This window comes from Streptomyces rishiriensis (assembly GCF_030815485.1).
In the GTDB taxonomy this organism is placed as follows: domain Bacteria; phylum Actinomycetota; class Actinomycetes; order Streptomycetales; family Streptomycetaceae; genus Streptomyces; species Streptomyces rishiriensis_A.
In genome coordinates this window covers 8,423,130-8,441,120 of sequence record NZ_JAUSWV010000002.1, presented here as the reverse complement: position 1 = coordinate 8,441,120, position 17,991 = coordinate 8,423,130, and the positions used below count along the sequence as shown (strand labels likewise).

General features: G+C 69.8%; 17 protein-coding genes and 1 pseudogene. 7 read left to right on the top strand and 11 right to left on the bottom strand.

The genetic code is table 11. From position 1 onward, the window contains the following. Positions 1-109 precede the first annotated feature (109 nt). Together QF030_RS39715 and QF030_RS39710 are read right to left on the bottom strand one after the other, a co-directional pair. Complete coding sequence (locus tag QF030_RS39715; RefSeq protein WP_307167420.1) at positions 110-1,120, bottom strand: zinc-dependent alcohol dehydrogenase; 1,011 nt, start codon at positions 1,118-1,120, stop codon at positions 110-112. Then, on the bottom strand, positions 1,113-1,553 hold the full coding sequence (locus QF030_RS39710) for a tautomerase family protein (protein WP_307167419.1): 441 nt from the start codon (positions 1,551-1,553) through the stop codon (positions 1,113-1,115). Before QF030_RS39710 ends, QF030_RS39715 begins: the two co-directional genes overlap by 8 nt. A 130-nt stretch (positions 1,554-1,683) precedes the next feature. Here QF030_RS39710 and QF030_RS39705 point away from each other — a divergent pair, with 130 nt between their 5' ends. Next, positions 1,684-2,274 carry a TetR/AcrR family transcriptional regulator gene (locus QF030_RS39705; RefSeq protein WP_307167418.1) on the top strand — a complete coding sequence of 197 codons (591 nt, stop codon included), beginning with the start codon at positions 1,684-1,686 and terminating at the stop codon, positions 2,272-2,274. An 88-nt stretch (positions 2,275-2,362) separates the two neighbouring features. Here QF030_RS39705 and QF030_RS39700 read toward each other — a convergent pair whose 3' ends face one another. From QF030_RS39700 to QF030_RS39690, 3 genes are all read right to left on the bottom strand, one after another. Next, on the bottom strand, positions 2,363-2,485 hold the full coding sequence (locus QF030_RS39700; RefSeq protein ID WP_307167417.1) for a hypothetical protein: 123 nt from the start codon (positions 2,483-2,485) through the stop codon (positions 2,363-2,365). A 171-nt stretch (positions 2,486-2,656) separates the two neighbouring features. Beyond that, positions 2,657-3,442: a sulfite exporter TauE/SafE family protein gene (locus QF030_RS39695; RefSeq protein WP_307167416.1), complete on the bottom strand. Its 786-nt coding sequence runs from the start codon at positions 3,440-3,442 to the stop codon at positions 2,657-2,659. Positions 3,443-4,138: 696 nt separating this feature from the next. After that, a complete protein-coding gene (locus tag QF030_RS39690) occupies positions 4,139-4,606 on the bottom strand; it encodes a MarR family winged helix-turn-helix transcriptional regulator (protein WP_307167415.1) in 468 nt (155 codons plus the stop codon). Positions 4,607-4,719: 113 nt separating this feature from the next. Between QF030_RS39690 and QF030_RS39685 the strand changes: the two genes are divergently transcribed. The 3 genes from QF030_RS39685 (at position 4,720) to QF030_RS39675 (ending at position 8,134) form a co-directional block, all read left to right on the top strand. After that, the gene (locus QF030_RS39685) at positions 4,720-5,373 is read left to right on the top strand and encodes a hydrolase (protein WP_307167414.1); all 654 of its coding nucleotides are present in this window, start codon (positions 4,720-4,722) and stop codon (positions 5,371-5,373) included. Positions 5,374-5,573: 200 nt separating this feature from the next. Further along, positions 5,574-7,088, top strand: a complete 1,515-nt coding sequence (locus QF030_RS39680; RefSeq protein ID WP_307167413.1) for a cytochrome ubiquinol oxidase subunit I — start codon at positions 5,574-5,576, stop codon at positions 7,086-7,088. After that, complete coding sequence (locus QF030_RS39675) at positions 7,085-8,134, top strand: cytochrome d ubiquinol oxidase subunit II (protein WP_307167412.1); 1,050 nt, start codon at positions 7,085-7,087, stop codon at positions 8,132-8,134. Before QF030_RS39680 ends, QF030_RS39675 begins: the two co-directional genes overlap by 4 nt. 311 nt (positions 8,135-8,445) lie before the next feature. Here QF030_RS39675 and QF030_RS39670 read toward each other — a convergent pair whose 3' ends face one another. After that, entirely contained in the window at positions 8,446-9,438 is a 993-nt protein-coding gene (locus QF030_RS39670) for a helix-turn-helix domain-containing protein (RefSeq protein WP_307167411.1), read from the bottom strand. Positions 9,439-9,575: 137 nt separating this feature from the next. After that, positions 9,576-13,310 (bottom strand): S8 family serine peptidase, encoded by a 3,735-nt coding sequence (locus tag QF030_RS39665; RefSeq protein WP_307167410.1) that lies wholly within the window; start codon positions 13,308-13,310, stop codon positions 9,576-9,578. 254 nt (positions 13,311-13,564) lie between these two features. Between QF030_RS39665 and QF030_RS40810 the strand changes: the two genes are divergently transcribed. Continuing rightward, a complete protein-coding gene (locus QF030_RS40810) occupies positions 13,565-13,777 on the top strand; it encodes a DUF7144 family membrane protein (RefSeq protein WP_444875797.1) in 213 nt (70 codons plus the stop codon). Positions 13,778-13,908: 131 nt separating this feature from the next. Here QF030_RS40810 and QF030_RS39660 read toward each other — a convergent pair whose 3' ends face one another. Next, positions 13,909-14,286, bottom strand: a complete 378-nt coding sequence (locus QF030_RS39660) for a MerR family transcriptional regulator (protein ID WP_307167409.1) — start codon at positions 14,284-14,286, stop codon at positions 13,909-13,911. Positions 14,287-14,360: 74 nt separating this feature from the next. Between QF030_RS39660 and QF030_RS39655 the strand changes: the two genes are divergently transcribed. Further along, on the top strand, positions 14,361-15,089 hold the full coding sequence (locus QF030_RS39655) for an SDR family oxidoreductase (protein WP_307167408.1): 729 nt from the start codon (positions 14,361-14,363) through the stop codon (positions 15,087-15,089). A 317-nt stretch (positions 15,090-15,406) separates the two neighbouring features. Here the strand turns inward: QF030_RS39655 and QF030_RS39650 are convergent, their stop codons facing one another. Then, positions 15,407-17,041: a serine hydrolase gene (locus tag QF030_RS39650; protein ID WP_373428875.1), complete on the bottom strand. Its 1,635-nt coding sequence runs from the start codon at positions 17,039-17,041 to the stop codon at positions 15,407-15,409. Between the two features lie 134 nt (positions 17,042-17,175). Continuing rightward, positions 17,176-17,250: pseudogene (locus QF030_RS39645) on the bottom strand (transposase family protein); the annotation flags it as partial. Between the two features lie 283 nt (positions 17,251-17,533). On the opposite strand from QF030_RS39645, the gene QF030_RS39640 reads away from it, so the two are divergent. After that, positions 17,534-17,740: a hypothetical protein gene (locus QF030_RS39640; protein WP_307167406.1), complete on the top strand. Its 207-nt coding sequence runs from the start codon at positions 17,534-17,536 to the stop codon at positions 17,738-17,740. A 64-nt stretch (positions 17,741-17,804) separates the two neighbouring features. On the opposite strand, the gene QF030_RS39635 is transcribed toward QF030_RS39640, so the two are convergent. Beyond that, positions 17,805-17,966 carry an NAD(P)-binding protein gene (locus tag QF030_RS39635; RefSeq protein ID WP_307167405.1) on the bottom strand — a complete coding sequence of 54 codons (162 nt, stop codon included), beginning with the start codon at positions 17,964-17,966 and terminating at the stop codon, positions 17,805-17,807. Between the last annotated feature and the right edge of the window lie 25 nt (positions 17,967-17,991).

Below are 17,991 nucleotides of genomic sequence, written 5' to 3'. Positions count from 1 at the left end.
AAGGCCACCGTCACCGGCTTCGCCAACCGGCTGGCGCGGCCCGCCCGACGCGGCTGGCACGGCACGGGGTGTGCTGTGGGGGGGCGGAGGGGGACGGCTGCGGGTGTGCTCAGTCATCGGCCCGGACGAAGACCGGCTTGAGGTGCTTCTCGGGCAGCGCGGCGGGCAGGTCCTCCCAGTCGATGACGTTGGAGACGACCCGTCCGGGGGCGACGGCACCGGAGGCGGCGAGGTCCAGGGCGTCGGGGATGTGTGCGCGGACGTTGTCGCGGGCGATGCGCAGGGTGACGCCGGTGAGGTACATGTCGAGCAGGGGCAGTTCGCCGGGGCGGAAGTGGTTGCCGGCACTCTCGCAGATCCCTTCCGGCGCGAGGCGCTGGACGACGAGGGCGAGTTGGTCGACTCGCCCGGTGGCCTCGACGGCGATGTCGAAGCTCTGCGGGACCGGCTCCAGCGTCTCGGCCGTGGCGGCTCCGAACTCCCCTGCGATACGGCGGTGTTCGGCATCGGGGTCGACGTAGAGCACCTCGGACGCGCCGAGCGCGCGGGCGATGTCGCACACGTACAGGCCGATGCTGCCGCGGGCGACGACCAGGACCCGGGCGCCGGGACGGGTCTTGAGGTGGGGGGCGACCAGGCGCCAGGCGAGGGACCAGTTGTCGCTGGCCGCGGCCATGGCGACCGGGTCGAGGCCGGTGGGCAACGGCACGAGCATGGCGTCGGCGTACGGCACCCGGACCAGGTCGGAGAAGAGCCCGCCCCAGTTGCCGCCGATCGGGGCGCCGTACATCGCCATGTACGGCACGGCACTGCAGTGTGCGGTCAGTCCGGCCCGGCAGCGGTCGCAGGTACCGCAGTTGATGGACCAGGGCACCACCACGAGGTCACCGGGGATTACCGCCGTGACGGCGTCGCCGGTCTCCACGACCCGGGCGACGCACTCATGGCCGAGGGCGAAGGGCGGGTCGATGAACCCGTGCCCGGCGAGGATCGAGGAGTCGACGTCACAGGGCGTGACGGCCACCGGTGCGACGATCGCCTCTCCGGCCGACCGGACCTCCGGGTCGGGTGCCTCGCGCCACTCGACGGTGCGCTTGGCGACGTAGGTCAGTTCACGCATCGCCCTGGGCCGCCTTCCCCTGCTGGGCCAAGGCGACGAGGTCGGCGTACCGGATCACGGCGCCGCCCGCGCCCCAGGTGCCGTCGGGCTGTTCGTGCACCAGGACCCATACCCGCACGGCCTGGTCCGGGGCGAGTCCTGCGGCGGCCAGGACGGTCTTCGTCGCCTCCTCGACCAGGCCGGCCTTGCGGCGCTCCGACAGGGCGCCCCGCGGGACGGTGATCTCGACCAGGAAGCGCGGTGCGTCGTCCTCGGCGGTGGTCTGGGCGCCCTCCGGCAGGTCGACGAGGTAACTCCAGGCCTGGGCGCGGAAGAACGCGGTGTCGGGGGCGCCCTCCCAGCGGAGCAGTACCGCGGCGAGGTCTTTCTGGACGCTGTTGCGGCCCTGCTCGGTCAGGGCGCCGGCGGGGGCGGTGAGCCGGATCATCGGCATGGCATGCTCTCTTCGTTTCGTTTCGTTTCTGGGGCGCACAGGACGGCGCTCAAGGACTATGACAGTCGTTATAGGTGACGATCACGGTAGACTATGACGACTGTTATAGCCAGTGAGGTCGGAAGGGACCATGTACGTGACCAAGCCCATCCCGACGGCGCGCGAGCGGATCGTCGCCGGAGCCGCCGACATGATCAGTCGGCGCGGCCTCAACGCGACGAGCATCCGCGAGACGGCCAAGCACGCCCGGGCGCCGCTCGGCTCGACGTACCACTACTTCCCCGAAGGCAAGCAGCAGTTGGTCACCGAGGCGGTTCGCTACACGGGCGAGTGGACCGCGCGCAGCCTGCGCAAAGAACTCCGGGCCGGTCCGGTCGCCGGCCTGCACGCCTTCCTGGCCCTGTGGCGCAAGATCGTCGTGGACAGTGACTTCCGGGCCGGCTGCCCCGTCCTCGCCGTGTCCATCGAGGAGCCCGCCACCGAGGAGGCACTCGGCGCCCTCGCGGCCGCCGCCGACGTCTTCACCGAATGGGAGAGCCTGCTGGCCGCCTCGCTGCGCGAGCACGGCGCCGAGCCCGGGCGGGCGGCCCAGCTCGCGACGCTCATCGTCGCGGCCGTCGAGGGAACCGTGGCGATGTGCCGCGCCAAACGCAGTACCCAGCCACTCGACCACACCGCGGAGCAGCTGCGGGCGCTCATCCTCGCCACGATCAGGGACTGACGTCGCGTCAGCCGCCCAGCGCGGCGCGGGTCAGTCTTGGCCCGATCCTCCGTGAAGAGCCCGCTCGCCAGCAGCGGCACGATCGACATCACACCACCGGACGCCCCCAGCTGCCCTCGTCGATCACGCGGAAATCGGCCCACCAGCCGGACGCGGGCCTGTCGAGCCCGCAGGCCGCCGCCAGTGCGGCAAGGACGCGCTCGACGACCACGGCGCGTACGTCCGGCTGCCAAGGCGGCGTCCATGACCGCGACGTCGATCACCATTACGTCGAGATCCCCTCCGGCGTCCGACGGCAGGACTCCACCGATGGCCGTCGTGTCCCGCCGGCGCTCGACGAAGTGCACCCGGTCTTTGTCGTAGGTCCCCCATCGGTACGGGTTCAGTTCAGGGTCTGGACGATGTACAGGGTGCCGATGGCTGCGGCGAGGGTGCCGAGCAGGAGCCGTAGGCCCCGTTCGGGCAGGCGAAGCTGGAGACGGGCGCCGAGGTAGCCGCCTATCAGTCCGCCGGTGCCGCAGGCGAGCCCGAGCCTCCAGTGAGGAGCGACATCTCCGCAGCTCACGAGCGACAGCAGTGCGTAGGCGACGGCGCCGACGACAGAAGTGGCGAATGTGGCGGCGAGTGCGGCGGGGGCTACGCGTGCGACGGGCAGGCCGCGGCCGACGAGGATCGGGCCGAGAAGCGAGCCGCCGCCGATGCCGTAGATGCCGCCGACCACTCCGACCACCAGGGCGAGGCCGGTAAGCGCGCGTGGGGCCAACTCGCCTGTGTCCGACGGTGGGTGGGATGCCGGGATGAGCGTGCGCAGGCACAGCCACAGCCCGAGCGGCAGCAGCAGTGCGGCGATCAGGAGCCGGAAGACGCTCGGGCCTGGGAGGGCGAAGACGCGTATGGCGGCCCCGGCCACGACGCCGGGCAGGGTACCCAGCACCAGGCGCCGGGCGAGGTCGCCGCGCAGGGCGCCGTCGCTGCGGTAGCGCCACAGCGCCCCGGGTCCGGCGACGACGTTGAACAGCAGGTTGGTCGGGGTGACTGCGGGGTTGGGCACGCCGAAGACGCTCACCTGGACGGGGAGAAGGAATACCGCACCGGACACACCGACCGGGGCGGTGACGGTCGCGATCAGCAGGCCGACGGCCAGCCCTCCCGCCAGTGTCCAGTCCACCGTTGCCCCCGCCGCTCGATCACTCGGCCAGTATCAGCGCCCTGGGCGGTGGCGAAGGCAGCCTGCAACGAGATGTTCACGAGTAGCAGGGTCGTCCACCCCTCCCGTCCACCCCTCCCACTGATCTCCCTCCGCTGGACCTGGAGCGTCGAAGGGCGTCAGGCGCCGCCACAGAGTGAGTCCCGGTTGAGAGTCGACCGACGCCACTGTCGGACACGCTCCGTATGCTGCCGCCCATGAGCATGAACGGGGAGTGCCGGCGACCTCTTCACTCCCCTGACAGAGTTCTTCCGTGGCGCCGCATCCGCCGGTCACGCGATGCTGATCTGGATCGACTGATCCAGCCGGGGGCAGCCCAAAGGCACGACGACAAGCTCAAGGACTGATGATGACCCCGCCTCGGGTCCGGCCCGCCTCACTGAGGCGGTGGACGTTCGCGAGGTCGGTCAGCGGGCGGGACTCTGCTGTCGATGGCGACCACGCCCGCCTCGACGAGTTCCACAAGCGCCGCGAACGCGACTCGGCGCCCGGCAGGTACCGGCGGAGGAGCTGAACCCGGTGCGGCAACGTGAGCACGTTCAGGCTTACGTGACGGGGGACATGGCGTTGATACGCCGACACACGAGCGCCCTTTGAACACTCGGAGCGGGTGCGTACAGTCCCGGATCCGCCACCGGGTGTGCGGTGGCGCTGCGGTCAGGGGGCCTTTTTCTCCAGCTGGTCGAGCATGCGTTGGCAGAGGTGGGTGAGGGTGTCGAGTTCTTCGGGGGTGAGGGGGTCGATGACCACGCTGCGCACGGTGGCCACGTGCTGGGGCGCGGCGGTTTCGATGGCCTGACGGCCGGCCGGGGTGATGCTCACGTGGACGGCGCGCCCGTCGTCGGGATTCTCCTGCCGGGTGACCAGCCCGCGTTTGGCCATGCGGGCGATGTGGTGGGAGGTGCGGCTCTGCTCCCACTGCAGCGCCCTGCGCAGCCGCTGGAAGCGCAGCTGGCCGTCGGGGGTGTCGGTCAGGGCGACGAGGACGGCGTAGTCGGCCTCGGACAGGTTCGCGATGTCCTGCAGTTCGCGCGCGAGGGTGGTGGCGAGCTTTTGGTGCACGTCGACGAAGGTGCGCCAGGCGTGCTGTTGCTCTGGGGTGAGCCAGTGCGGTTTTTCGTTCATGGTGCACCAGCCTAGCCGAGGCTTGATACGTCATGGGTAGTTGACACGTCATAGATAGTTGATGTGTCATGTTCTTCGGCGGGACTTCCCCGCAGACGACGAAGGAGATCCCCATGAGCACGTTCCCCAAGACCGGCCTCGCCGCGCTGCTGACCCCGCAGGAGAGCGTGCTGGTGCTGATCGACCACCAGCCGTTCCAGTTCGCCAACCTGCACAGTCACGAACCCACGATGATCGTCAACAACGTGGTCGGGCTGGCCAAGGCCGCCAGGGCGTTCGACGTCCCCACCATCCTGACGACGGTCATCGAAGAGCGCGGCGGCACCATCCTCCAGCCGCTCCAGGACGTCTTCCCGGACCAGAAGCCGATCAACAGGACCACCATCAACACCTGGGAGGACCCGCGGGTGGTGGACGCGGTGAAGGCCACCGGGCGCAAGAAGCTGATCATCGCCGGCCTGTACACGGAAATCTGCGTGGCCATGCCCGCACTGCAGGCGGCCGGCGAGGGCTTCGACGTCTACGTCGTCACCGACGCCTCCGGCGGCGTCTCCGCCGAAGCCCACGACATGGCCGTGCGCCGCATGGTCCAGGCGGGCATCACCCCGATCACCTGGATGGCCGTCCTCGCCGAGTGGCAGCGTGACTGGGCCCGCGAGGAGTCCGCCGCCGCGATGGGCGCGGCCGTGGCACCGCACGGCGGCGCCAGCTCGGTCGCCCTCGCCTGGGAACTCCAGCTCCTCGCCACCCCCGCCCCCAGCGCGTAAAGCCCACCAACAACGCGGGGCGGCACCACTTCCCGTGGTGCCGCCCCGCCCCGCCCCCGGGCCGATCAGGAAACGGTCGTGCATCCATCCGCATGCTGCACCTCGCTACCGGTACTGGTCCTGCCTCGGGCACCGTCCGCAGCGACGACGATGCCGAGGTCCTGCTGGACCTCAGGCCCGCGCGGTGAAGCGAGGCGCTGGTGGAGTACGCGGCGTTCCTGGCCACGTACAGCGCGCTCCCCGCGTGCCTGACCAAGCAAGGCGACCGTTTGCTTCTCGGCATTTACGGTCAAACTGGGTTGATATTCACCTCAGTGGGCACCTGCCCGGCGGACGGTGGCCTCGCGAGGGAAGGGTGTGAAGGCGTGCTCGAGCTTGTCGTGGCGGACGGGGCGGGAAACCTGCCGTACGCGCGCCACCAGATGGCCCTCACTTTGGGCTGGCACATCATTTTCGCCTGTTTCGGCATCGCGTTCCCCGCGATCGTGGTGTTCACCGAATGGCTGGGCCACAGGAAGGACGACGCGGCACTGACGGGGCTGGCGCACACCTGGGCCAAGGCGATGGGCGTGCTGTTCGCGGCGGGCGCGGTGTCGGGAACGCTGTTGTCGTTCGAGATGGGCATCCTGTGGCCGGGGCTGATGGACCGCTTCGGTGCGGTGTTCGGTTTCCCGTTTGTGCTGGAGGGCTTCGCCTTCTTCGTGGAGGCGATCTTCGTCGGGGTGTACTTGTTCGGGTGGAATCGCCTGTCGCCGCGGGCGCACATGCTCAGCTCACTGCCGATGGTCGTCGCGGGGATCGCGGGCGCGTTCTTCGTGGTCTCCGCGAACGCCTGGATGAACAACCCGACGGGGTTCCGACTGGACGCCGAGGGGGACGTGGTGGACGCCAAGCCGTGGGCAGCCATGTTCGGGCCCTCCACATGGCCGCAGTTCACCCACATGTGGCTGGCCGCCTTCATGGTCACCGGCTTCTTGATCGCCTCGGTGTACGGCGTCGGGATGCTGCGCGGCCGACGCGACCGCCATCACCGGATGGGGCTGCTCATCCCGCTCACCGTCGCCGCGATCATGACACCGGTTCAGATCGGTGTCGGTGACTGGATCGCCAATACCGTCGCCGACAACCAGCCGGCCAAGCTGGCCGCGATGGAAGGCCAGTACAAGACCACTGCGGGGGCCGACCTGTCGCTCGGCGGGCTCTACGTCGACGACGAACTGCGCTACTCCTTGGAGATCCCTCACGGACTGTCGCTGCTGATCCATCATGATCCCGACGGCGTGGTGCCCGGGCTGCAGGAGGTGCCGGCGGACCAGCGGCCCCCGGTCAACGTCGTCCACATCGCGTACAACGCCATGGTCGCCATCGGCACCGCACTGCTCGGACTGGCTGCCTGGTTCGGTCTGGTGTGGTGGCGGCGACGGCGGCTGCCGCGCACCGCCTGGTTCCTGCGTGCCGTGGCCGTGTCCGGGGCCGCGGCCGTGGCGGCGATGGAAGCCGGGTGGGTGACCACCGAAGTCGGCAGGCAGCCGTGGATCGTCTACGGGCTCATGCGTACGAAGGAGGCCGTCAGCCCGGCAGGCGGTCTTGCCTGGGGCCTGGCGGCTGTGATCGTCGTGTACAGCCTGCTGTCCTTCTTCACGGTGGTCGTCCTGCGCAGAATGGCACTCGGCCGTGACACCCTCGCCCCGCAGGAAGAAGAGGTGCCGCGATGACCCTCGCGTACGCGGTGCTGGGTGCGGCGTTCGCCGGCCTGATCGCCTACGCCCTGTTCGGCGGCGCCGACTTCGGCGGCGGCATCTGGGACCTGCTGGCTGGGGACACCGAGCGGGGACGTGCCGTGCGTGAGCGGGTCGAGCGCTCGATCGGCCCGGTGTGGGAAGCGAACCACGTGTGGCTGATCTTCGTGCTGGTGGTGCTGTGGACGGGATTCTCCGGCGGGTTCGCCGCCGCCGTCACGACCCTCTACATCCCGCTCACCCTCGCCGCGTTCGGGATCATCGCCCGCGGTGCGGCCTTCGCCTACCGCAAGAGCGTCGGAACCCTGCAGATGCGCCGCTTCTTCGGGGCGGCGTTCGCGCTGTCCTCCCTCCTCACCCCCTTCTTCTTCGGGGCGGTCGTCGGCGGCGTGGCCTCCGGCCGGGTGCCTCCGCGCATCGCCGGCGGTGACGTGGTGACCAGCTGGGCCAACCCCACCTCGCTCCTCGGCGGCACCCTCGCGGTTCTGGTCTGCGCCTACCTGGCGGCGGTGTTCCTGTGCGGCGACGCCCGCCGCGACGGCGAGGACGAGCTGGCCGAGGCGTTCCGCCGCCGCGCCCTGGCGACCGCCGTGGTCACCGGCGTGGTGGGTCTGGCCGGCATCGCGGTGCTGCGGGCGGACGCGCCCGTGCTGTTCGACGGACTGACCGGCCGCGGCCTGCCCGTGGTGCTGCTGTCGGTCGTCGCCGGGCTGACCGCGCTGGGGCTGCTGCTGGCCCGCCGCTACATCGCCGCGCGGCTCACCTCCGCCCTCGCCGTCACGGCGATCCTGGTGGGCTGGGCAGTGGGGCAGTACCCGTATCTTCTCCTGCCTTCGCTGACGGTCGAACAGGCTGCCACCGGCCGTTCCACCCTGCTGGCCCTGCTTGTCGCCCTGTGTGTGGGCACGGTGATCCTCGTCCCGTCCCTGCTTTTCCTGTACACGCTCTTCCAACGCCCTCCCTACCCGCCCGAACACTTCGGCCGTCCCACCGCTTCGGCGCGCCCGGCCGGACCGGAGTGACCCCACTACGGCTCCATCGGGTTACGCAGACGTCCAAGGTGTCCACCGACCCACTTTGCCGGCGTCCCCGAACGCCGCAGCCACGACCACGTCCGCGCCGGCACCACCACCCTGTTCGCCGCCTGGAGGTCGCCACCGGGAAGGTGATCGGTTCTCTGCACCGCAGGCACCGGGCCGTGATGTTCAAGAAGTCCCTGGCCGAGCCCGACAAGGAAGTCCCCCGGATCTCGACGTGCATCTCATCCTCGACGACCGCGTCACCCACAAGGCGTGCCAGGACGTGGCCGGCGCCGGCCACGTCCTGCCGGCCGTCACAGGGGCTCCGCCCACCCGTTTCGCACCGCGTAAGCGCCGAGCTGCATCCGGGTTCGGACTCCGGCCATGTCCATGAGTTGGCGCAGGCGGCGGTGCAGCGTGCGCGGTGACAGACCGAGTTGTGTCGCGGCCGTCAGGTCCGTCAGGCCTGCCAGGAGCAGCGCGAGGATCCTGCGGTCCAGTTCGGTCGGGCCTTGCGGATCGACCTCGACGGTGGCTTCTGACGCGTCTCTCGTGCCCGACAACTCAAGCGGATGGGCCGTACGCCACACCGTCTCGAACAGCGCGTCCAACGCGTCCAGCAGGCCACTGCGGTGCAGCAGCACGGCACCGGGCTCTCCCGCCGGTGTGACCGCGAGCGGGACCAGGCCGAGGTCGGCGTCGGCCAGCACGAGTTTCATCGGCAGGTCGTCGGCGACCCGCAGTTGCACGCCGTTGCGAAGGGAATCGATCGCGTCGGTGACGATGCCGGGTTCCGCCAGCACGGCCCGGTCCAGTACTGCTCGGAAGCAGACTCCCCGGTCGAGGGCCATGGGCTCGGCCGTGTTCTCGTCGGGAGGCAGGGCGACGAACGGCGCCGTGATGAACGACCGGACCTGCGTGCGGGCCGCGTGCTGCACCTGTAGGAAGCGGTGACGGATGGCGTCGACGCCTGTGACGACCTCGAACAGCTCGTTGATGCTGCTCCCGGTCATCGCCGCCCGGTGTTCCTCCGCGAAGGTCGCCAGTGCGTGCTCGGCCATGCGCAGTCCGTCCCGGCGCTGGCTGATGAGGGAGCCGAGCGCCACGGCCGGTGGCGCGGCCGTGAACAGCTCATCCGCTGACCTGATCACCAGTCCCAACTGGACCAGGCGGGACAAGGCCTTGTCCACGTCGGCTCGCGACACGACGAGAAGATCCGACAGCAGCATCGTGGTGGAGTTCGGCCGTCCGAGCAGCGCCCTGTAGACGTGCTCGTCATCGGGTTCGAGGCCCAGGACATCCAGCATCGGCGACCGGCTCCGTTCCGCTTCCCATAGCGGGGAGAGTATGCGCCATCGCGGCAGCTCATGAATAGTCCCTGCTGGGAGCAGGTGCGAGGGGAAGGGCCCCGGGAAATCCGCTCCCCGGGGCCCGATGGTGCCGTTCATCGCAGGCCGTACGCCCGGACGATCTCGTTCTTGACGCTGAAGCCGCTGTCCGTCTTGGCGTTCGCGCGAAGTGAGACGAAGCCGCCTGGCTTCTTGGCCGTCCTGAACAGACCCGTCCAGTAGCCGTCGGTGCCCTTGGTCAGAGTCACCTTCTGCCAGGTCGCTCCGTCATCGTACGAGACGTCCAGCCGCACGTCGGTAACGCTGCCGGGCACGGTGCCGAGATCCATCGACACCGGCTTGAGGGCGATCTGCTGGTGTGCGTTGGCCTTGACGTCACCGTGCAGGTCGGTCTCCAGCCTGTAGTCCAAGTTCAGCACCGAGAACGGCTCGAAGGATTCCGAGTCGACCGTGTCGGACATGAACGTCCACTCACTGTGGGTGCGCGTCGACAGCCGGAAGACGTCACCGGGTCGCTCCACGTCGAGGACGGCACGGTAGGGCAGGTTGCCCGCCGGTACCTCCACCCACTGCATGTCCCCGCCGACCGGGTTGTCGTGGATCAGCGTGTCGCCCTGGAAGACCTGCAGGTGGGACGGCGTCTCACCCCACGGCAGGAAGCCGCCGAGACGCATCTTGTCGCTCGCGGAGGCCCATGCCTGCACGTTCCAGGTCATGTAGTTCTGCCAGCGGGAGTTGTACACACCGAAGGACTCGCTCTGGGCGGGCCGGGTCGCCGGAGCGAACCAGTTCAGCCGGGTGGTGCTGCCCCGGGTGTACGTGTTGTCGCCCGACACCATCACCCACGGCAGGCCTCCGTCGGTCCCCTGCGCGTGGAACTCCCTCCAGACCTGGCCCGGGGTCACCCACTCGGTGCGGGTGCCCGGGTGCCACTCGAGCTCGGGGAAGTTGAACGACGGGCTGAGGGTGAAGTCGGAACGGTAGCCTTCCGCCAACTTGCGGTCCGTGGCCGAGTAGTAGCGGGCGTCGATCCGGGCGAGGTCGTCCTGGGTCGGCTTGTAGACCAGGGCCCGGTCGGGCACCTGGCCGGGGTAGTCCCGGGTCAGGTCGTAGACGAACGGCGTGCGCTCGGTCTGCTTGACGGTCAGCTTCAGCATGCCGGCCTTGGCCATCGAGATGAGGGCCTTGCCCGCGTCGCGGTGCACCGTGGCGACCGGGATGGTCGACTCGCCGACGTACTCCATCAGAGCGCCGACACCGTCGTTGACCACGATCAGTGCCGTGGCACCGGCCGCGGCAGCGGCCGCGGTGCGGTCCTGGGGCGAGACCTCGTCGCTGCGCTCGACGACAACGACCTTGCCTTTGGCCCGGACCTTCTCGTACTCGGCCGCCGCGCCGCTGCCGGCGTAGACGGCGTTCAGCCTGTCGGTCGCGGTGCCCAGGGCGCTGCCCGCCTGCACCAGCGTCTCGAAGCGGAGCCGCCCGTCCAGCGTGCTCAGGCCGAGTTGCGGCTCATCCTTGCGCCAGCGGGTGATCAGCATGAACTCGCCGTGCTTCATCGGCTCCGTCGGCGCGACGTAGACGTCGTCGTAGGTCGGCGGCAGCACGTACGCGCTGCGGTAGTCCATGGACGGGTCGAGGCCCTTGTAGTGGACGTTGAAGTCGACCTTGCGCTGGCGGTCCTGGGTGCGCTGCGGCGCCTCGGTCTCCAGCAGATGGGCCTTGCTCGCGTCCAGCACCACGTCCGCGGAGCCGCCCTCGAGCACGGTCTCCGGGGCGACCAGCACGGCCACACCCGACCGGTCCGCCTTCTCACCGGCCACGTCGAGGTACGCCGCGACGGTGTACAGGCCTGGGGCCATGCGCAGGGTGGTCGAGCCGTCGACGTAGACCGACCACGGCCAGGAGTCACCGGCCAGGTTGATCGCGACCAACCCGGCCGCGGGCTTGCCGTCGCGGCCGACCAGACTGATGTTCAGGTCGTAGCGCTCCTCCTCCTTGAGCAGCGCAACCGATGTGCGGGTCACCGGCTGTCCCGTGGCCGCGTCCGTCGCGATCACGTAGCCGACGTGCCGACCGACCGAGGCGGTCTGCGGGTCACCGGTCACCGGGACGGCGGCGGTGCCGCCCGCCGGGACGGTCACCGTGGCGGCGCCCAGCGTGAACGGGCCGTCGGCGTCGGTCAGCGCCAGGTCGAGCGTGACCTCGTCGGAGCCCGTGTTGGTGAAGTTCATGTCCTTTGTGACGGGGACGTCGCTCGGCTGGTGCGGCCATGTGTAGTTGCCGAAGAAGAGCGATCCGGGGCCGCGGACCGTGGCGCGCACGGCGGCGGCTACGTCGACGCGACCGGTGCCGACCTCGTACGGCGAGTACCCGTCGGCCAGACCCTTTGCGGTGCTCATCAAGTGTTCCTTGAGCTGCGCGCCGGTCCAGTCCGGGTGCTGCTGAGCCAGGATCGCCGCCGCGCCGACCACGTGCGGGGTGGCCATGGAGGTGCCGCTGATGGTGCGGTAGAGACCCTCACCACCGTCGGTCATCTCCTGCGAGCGGGCCGCGGTGATGGCCACGCCGGGCGCCGCGATGTCCGGCTTCATGCCGCCGGAGCCGGACAGCGGACCGGTACTGGAGAACGACGCGAGCCGGTCCTCCTTGTCCGTGGCGGCCACGGTCAGCGCCGAGGCGGCCGCACCCGGGGAGGAGATGCTCTCCGGGCCGGCGTTCCCGGCGGCTATGACGAACAGTGTGCCGTACTGCGCGGACAGCGCGTCGACCGTCTGCGACATCGGGTCGCTGCCGTCCGTCGGGTACGAGTCGCCGAGGCTCATGTTGACGACGTCCGCGCCGGATTCGGCGGCCCATTGCATGCCGGCCATGACCCAGGAGTCCTGGCCGTAGCCCTCCGCGCCGCCGAGCACCTTGCCGACGAACAGGTCGGCGCCCGGGGCGACGCCCTTGTTGTCGCCTCCGGAAGCCGAGCCGGAACCGACGATCGTTCCGGCGACATGCGAGCCGTGCCCGTTGACGTCGGTGATGGCCTCACCCGGCACGAAGCTGGCCGTGTCGTCGATCAGGCCGGCGAAGTCGGGGTGGTTGACGTCGATGCCGGTGTCGAGCACCGCGACCTTGACACCCTTGCCGTCGTAGCCGGCCGCCCAGGCCTGGGGCGCGCCGATCAGCGGCACGCTCTCCTTCAGGCTGGCCTTGACACGGCCGTCGAGCCACAGCTTCGCCACACCCTCGCCCAGCGCCGCGCTGTCCTGCGGCGCGACGCTGGTCCAGAACGTGCGGGCCTGCCGCTTCTCGGTGCTGAGCGCGGCGCCGCGGATGCTCTTGAGGTCACGGGTCAGCTTGCTGCCCCGGGGGGCCGTCGGCCGGGCGGCCGAGCGGGACTTCGGCTGGGTGTACGTCGCGATCAGCGGCACCGCGGCCGACTTCGCGTCGTCGTAGCCCATCTCGATCAGGCCACTGACGTTGAACAGCCGCCGGTCCAGCTTGTCCGTGGCCAGCAGCGGCGCCGCCTCGTCCGGGATGACGAACAGGTCGCCCTTGATCTGCTGAACTTTCACGCCGCCGACGGCGCTGTCCGGCCGGTCGACCTCGGCGGTCTGCTTGCCGTCGGCCATCGTGGTGACCGTGACGACATCGCCGGTGACCAGGGTGACCTTGTGGGTCGCCGAGGGACGCGCGGTGGCGGTGGGTCTACTTGGAGCGGCTTGTGCGGGCGCGTGCAGAACTGCGAGTCCCGACGCCAGTAGGGGCACCGCGGTGGCAGCCGAGATCAGCCGCCGGCGCCCGCGCCGGAAGGCGGAAGCATGAGAGGGGGAGTACATGCCATGGGTCTATCGATCGGTGAACGCCGTCGTGAAGGCCTCATGGCGGCAAGTCCTCGCCATGGCAGGTGTTTGCCAGCCGTGAACCCCGCGATTTCGGGCGTAAAGGCACCGTACCGAGATGCGAGTCCGCGGCCTGTCCGCTCACGGCCACATGATGCGGTCCACGAGCCCGGTGAACAGGACGCAGGGCAGGCCGCGTGCCGCAGCATTCTGATCGCGCTCGCGGGCGTCACCCCGTTGACCGGTGCCGCATGGGCCAGGGCGTCGGCGTGGAGTCGGCCGGACTCAGCATGACCGCCAACTTCTTGTGGCTCCCCCGCACGCCGTGGTGGGCGGTGTTGTTCATCGCCATCGCGCCCTCGTCACCCGGGGGCTGTGCGTCGTACCCCGGCCGATCGGAGACTGACGGTTGGGACCCGCCGCCGTGGCACACGAAACAGCGACCGGGGAGGCGCCGCAGCTGATGCTCGTCGTCGGCTCGCGGGATCCGGTAAGTCGACATCGGGGCGCCTCTTGAGCCGACCCGATCGTCCGGGCTGGGAGTACCGGGACCCGGAAGCCGTAGATCGCCGGTGCGACGTCCGACCGACCGCGCCTACGGGTGCGTGTCCGTGATCGCGATGACCTCGTCGAGGCGTTCCAGGGCAGCCTGCAAGTCGTCGATCTTGGCCTGGATGCGGTCCCGCTCGGCGCGCAGCATGGCTCGTTGCTCGGCGTCGGTGTGCCCGGCGTCCCAGCACGGAAGGAGTTCCGTGATCCTTCGGCTGGTCAGGCCGGCGGCGAACATCTGCTGGAAGAAACGGATCAGGTGGACGGCATCCTGCCGGTAGAGGCGCTGGCCGGATGGGCTGCGCTCCGCGATGAGCAGCCCCTGCTGCTCGTAGTAGCGCACGGCGCGTACCGAGACGCCGGCGCCCCGCGCCACCTCGCCGATGCGGATCAGCCGCTCCGTCGTGGCCTCTGTGACGGTCATGGTGATTCCTCTCCCCCGGCCCTGATGACCAGCACTTGCCTCTGACGTTAGCGTCAGGTTTTAGCGTACCGGGCATGGACATCAACAACTCAGTCGCCCTTGTCACCGGAGCCAACCGCGGCCTGGGCCGCGCCTTCGCCCAGCGCCTGCTCGAACGGGGCGCCCGCAAGGTCTACGCGACGGCTCGCCGGCCCGAGACCGTGGACCTGCCCGGGGTCGACGTGCTGCCCCTCGACATCGCCGATCCCGCATCCGTGAGGGCCGCAGCCGAGGCCGCCCCGGACGTCTCGCTGCTCATCAACAACGCGGGCATCCAGACGGGGACCGACCTGGTGAACGGTTCGCTGGACGCGGTACGGCAGGAGCTGGAGACCAACGTGTTCGGCCACTTGGGAATGATCCGGGAGTTCGCGCCGGCGCTCGCCAGGAACGGCGGGGGCGCGATCGTCAGCGTCCTGTCCGCCATGTCGTGGTTCGGGGGCAAGGGCGCCAATGCCTACCACCTCACCAAGGCCGCCGCCTGGGCCATGACCAACGGCGTCCGCCTGGAACTCGCCGATCAGGGCACTCTCGTGACAGCGGTGCACCTCGGCCTGGCCGACACCGACATGGCCGCGGGCTGGCCCGTGGCCAAGATCGCGCCGTCGGACCTGGCCGACGCCGCGCTCGACGGTGTCGAGGCGGGCTCCGCCGAGGTCCTCGCCGACCAGTGGAGTCGGGACGTCAAGTCCCGGCTGCCGCTGACACCGGAGGAATTCAACGACGCGATGGACCGCGCCCTGGCGGCGCTGACGGCGGCATGACAGGCCCCTCGGTCCGCACTGACTTCGGCCGGTTGCTTCCGAGCCCAGTCAATTGATACCCGCGAAGTTGTGGCTCTTCCTGTTGTGGCCTCGCGTCGGCGGCAGTGGCAGTCGCGGGCGCGGGCCTGGTGTCGACGACGCCGTACGGCCTTGGCGATGGTCTTCCAGCCGACGCCCGCAAGGAGGCACATGTGACGTCCGGCCTGAGAGGCTCTCGCGCCAGAGCGGCGTTCCAGGTCGGACGTGACAGCCCGCAGACGCGGCTGGGGCGGATGCCGACAACGCGACCTCCTGCGCACGTCCGTTCGACCCGCGGGCTAGTCCTTCCTCGTGAACGTGCCGAGACCGCTCGTGTCGAGGTCCTCGACCCGAACCTTGGCGGCGCGTCCGCTGGAGTCGGCGGTAAAGGTCACGCCGGACAGGCCGACGGCCATTTCGCCGGTGGTGCGGTAGCTGAAGGTGTCACCGTCGTAGTGGGCCAAGACGAACCGTTGCTTTTTGGGCCCGAGTTGCATGGTGAGTTCGTTCCCCTGGGCGCTGACGGTCATCGGGCCGTAGTACTCATTGGCGTACGTTCCGGTGTAGGCGCTGTTCGCCTTGGCCGGTGCGGGCGAGGCCGGGGGCTTGCTGTAGTCGACCTGTGAGCGTTCCCCCTGCAGAGCCTGCTGGAAGATCGGCCCGAGGAACTTCAGCCAGTCGACGGTCGGCCCGCCGGTCTGCGCGGTGTCGAGGAACGTGGTGGAGATCGCCTCGGGCACGCCGATGGGCTCGCCGTTGGTCAGGACGACGATGCCGAGCTTCTCCGAGGGCAACAAGGCGACGTTGGTGGCCGCTCCCAGCGCGAAGCCGCCGGAGTGGCCGAGCTTCAGCCTGCCCTGGTCGTCGTAGCTCACGTTCCAGCCGAGCCCGTAGAACCCGGTCCTGCCCGCGGGCGAGTGCGGCGGCTCGGAGACCATGTGCGGCACGTGAGTCTGCTCCAGAGCGTCGGCGTCGACGACCTGGCGCCCCTCGAACTTTCCGTTCCCCAGTTGCAGACGCAGCCACTTCGTCATGTCCCGGACCGTCGAGCTGGCCCCGCCCGCCGGGCTCTGGGCGTCCGGGTCGCGCACATACGCGGCGCGCCAGGTACCCCCGGTCTTCACGTGCAGGGCGGCCTTGTTGCCCGCCTTCTCGTAGTCGGCGAACGAAGAGCTGCTGGAGTCCATCCCCAGCGGCCGGTACACCTTGTCGGCGGACAGCTTCTCCCAGTTGGTCCCCGCCGCTCGCGCGGTGGCGACCGCGGCTTCGGTCAGCCCGAAGTTGGTGTACGCGTAGTGGGCACGGAAAGGGGCCAGCGGTTCGTAGCGCAGGTGGTCCAGGATGTACGAGCGGTCGTAGCCGAGGTTCTCCAGGAGGTCACCGGCGTGGTCGGGCAGTCCGCTGCGGTGCGAGAAGAGGTCGGCCAGCGTGACATGGCGGCTGACCCACGGGTCCTTCAGCGCGAAGCCGGGGGTGTACTTGACGACCGGGTCGTCCCAGCCGACGGTCTTCTCGCCCGCGGCTGCGGCGACCACGGTGGAGGCCAGGGGCTTCGAGACCGAGGCGAGCTGGAAGACCGTGTCCGCTCCGACCCGGTCCTTCGTGCCCACCTTCCGCAGTCCGAACCCCTTCAGGTACATCACCTTGTCGTCGTACACCACACCCACGGCCACTCCGGGCACACCGGTGCGCTGCATGGCGTCCCGTACGACGTCGTCGAGCCGGCTCACCGCGGTCTCGACCTTGGTCCGGGTGAGCTGTGCCGGTGGCTGGGCGGGTGGGACGGTGGGCAGTGGCGACGTCCCGACGGCCGCGCGGCCCGCGACGGAGGTGTCGGCATCGGCCGCGGTACAGCCGACGGCCAAAGCCGCTACCAGGCTCAGTGCCGCGGCGGAGCGAAGTGAGCGCGGGCAAGCGCTGTCGAGTCGGGACATGTCTTCCATAGGAGGCCCTCCCCCGGCGCCTGTCGCGCCCTGGCAGGCCGTTCGGGGGATCAGGCATGCGCCTCCACCCCCGCCCGAACACACCCGCCCCTCTCCACCAGCCCGGCCGGACCCCGCACAGTGAGCGCACGCGCGGCGAGCAGGTGGAGGACCGCGCTGGTGTAGGCGTGGGCGGTGGACTCGCTGATCCCGAATCCGGCGGTCCGAACGGAGTCGGCCTTGCACCGACCGACTTGATGACCGGGGTTCGGCCGTCTCGGGCGCGCACTGCGTTCGTCGTTCGACGCGGCGCGGGCGGGGATACGGCTTCATCTGCTCGCAGGCCGGGGATCCCGTCCGGTCTGCGCGGCCTTGCTTGCGATGGCACCGCGTCTGCGTGCGACGGGATTCGGCCAGCTGCTCATCTGCCGTGCGCAGAACCATTGTTACCGATGCGTAGAGTAGAGCGGTTGTGTGAAGGCCGTTCGAGGAAGGGAGCATGGGGTGCGTCGGTTGCTTGGCGTGACGGTGGTGTTGGCGGGGATGGCTCTCGCCTTCTGGTTGGTCCTGGGGCCTTCGTCCGACTGGGAGGGTGCCGCGAGGTTCATGCACTTCGCCCTCCTGCTGTTCTGCTTCCTGGTGATCGGCGGCGGGGTGCGGCTGGTCTTCCCCGACAAGTCCGAGGACGACGCGGCGGAGACCGTGGGGTGAGCAGCGCTCCGCGCGGGAGTGTCGCGTGCGTACGGCTCACCGCGTCCGATGTCCGGAGCCGTGCTCACGCCCAACTCGCTGGGGCGTCGCCGTTGGAGAGGTGGGCATGAGGGACTCCGTCCGCAGCCCCGGCGCCGCTGGTTTCACGGGCCTCGTACAGCGCGACTTCGCGTCCGGCCCGTCCGAGAGCGACCGCTGCCGCACAGCCGTTGGGGCCGGTTCCCACCACTGTCGCGTCCTGGTTCGATACG

Bases quoted from the DNA above. Each gene is read 5' to 3' on its own strand.
- QF030_RS39715 (WP_307167420.1), bottom strand. From the start codon at position 1,120: ATGCGTGAACTGACCTACGTCGCCAAGCGCACCGTCGAGTGGCGCGAG.
- QF030_RS39710 (WP_307167419.1), bottom strand. From the start codon at position 1,553: ATGCCGATGATCCGGCTCACCGCCCCCGCCGGCGCCCTGACCGAGCAG.
- QF030_RS39705 (WP_307167418.1), top strand. From the start codon at position 1,684: ATGTACGTGACCAAGCCCATCCCGACGGCGCGCGAGCGGATCGTCGCC.
- QF030_RS39690 (WP_307167415.1), bottom strand. From the start codon at position 4,606: ATGAACGAAAAACCGCACTGGCTCACCCCAGAGCAACAGCACGCCTGG.
- QF030_RS39685 (WP_307167414.1), top strand. From the start codon at position 4,720: ATGAGCACGTTCCCCAAGACCGGCCTCGCCGCGCTGCTGACCCCGCAG.
- QF030_RS39675 (WP_307167412.1), top strand. From the start codon at position 7,085: ATGACCCTCGCGTACGCGGTGCTGGGTGCGGCGTTCGCCGGCCTGATC.
- QF030_RS39670 (WP_307167411.1), bottom strand. From the start codon at position 9,438: ATGCTGGATGTCCTGGGCCTCGAACCCGATGACGAGCACGTCTACAGG.
- QF030_RS39665 (WP_307167410.1), bottom strand. From the start codon at position 13,310: ATGTACTCCCCCTCTCATGCTTCCGCCTTCCGGCGCGGGCGCCGGCGG.
- QF030_RS40810 (WP_444875797.1), top strand. From the start codon at position 13,565: ATGGGCCAGGGCGTCGGCGTGGAGTCGGCCGGACTCAGCATGACCGCC.
- QF030_RS39660 (WP_307167409.1), bottom strand. From the start codon at position 14,286: ATGACCGTCACAGAGGCCACGACGGAGCGGCTGATCCGCATCGGCGAG.
- QF030_RS39655 (WP_307167408.1), top strand. From the start codon at position 14,361: ATGGACATCAACAACTCAGTCGCCCTTGTCACCGGAGCCAACCGCGGC.
- QF030_RS39650 (WP_373428875.1), bottom strand. From the start codon at position 17,041: ATGTCCCGACTCGACAGCGCTTGCCCGCGCTCACTTCGCTCCGCCGCG.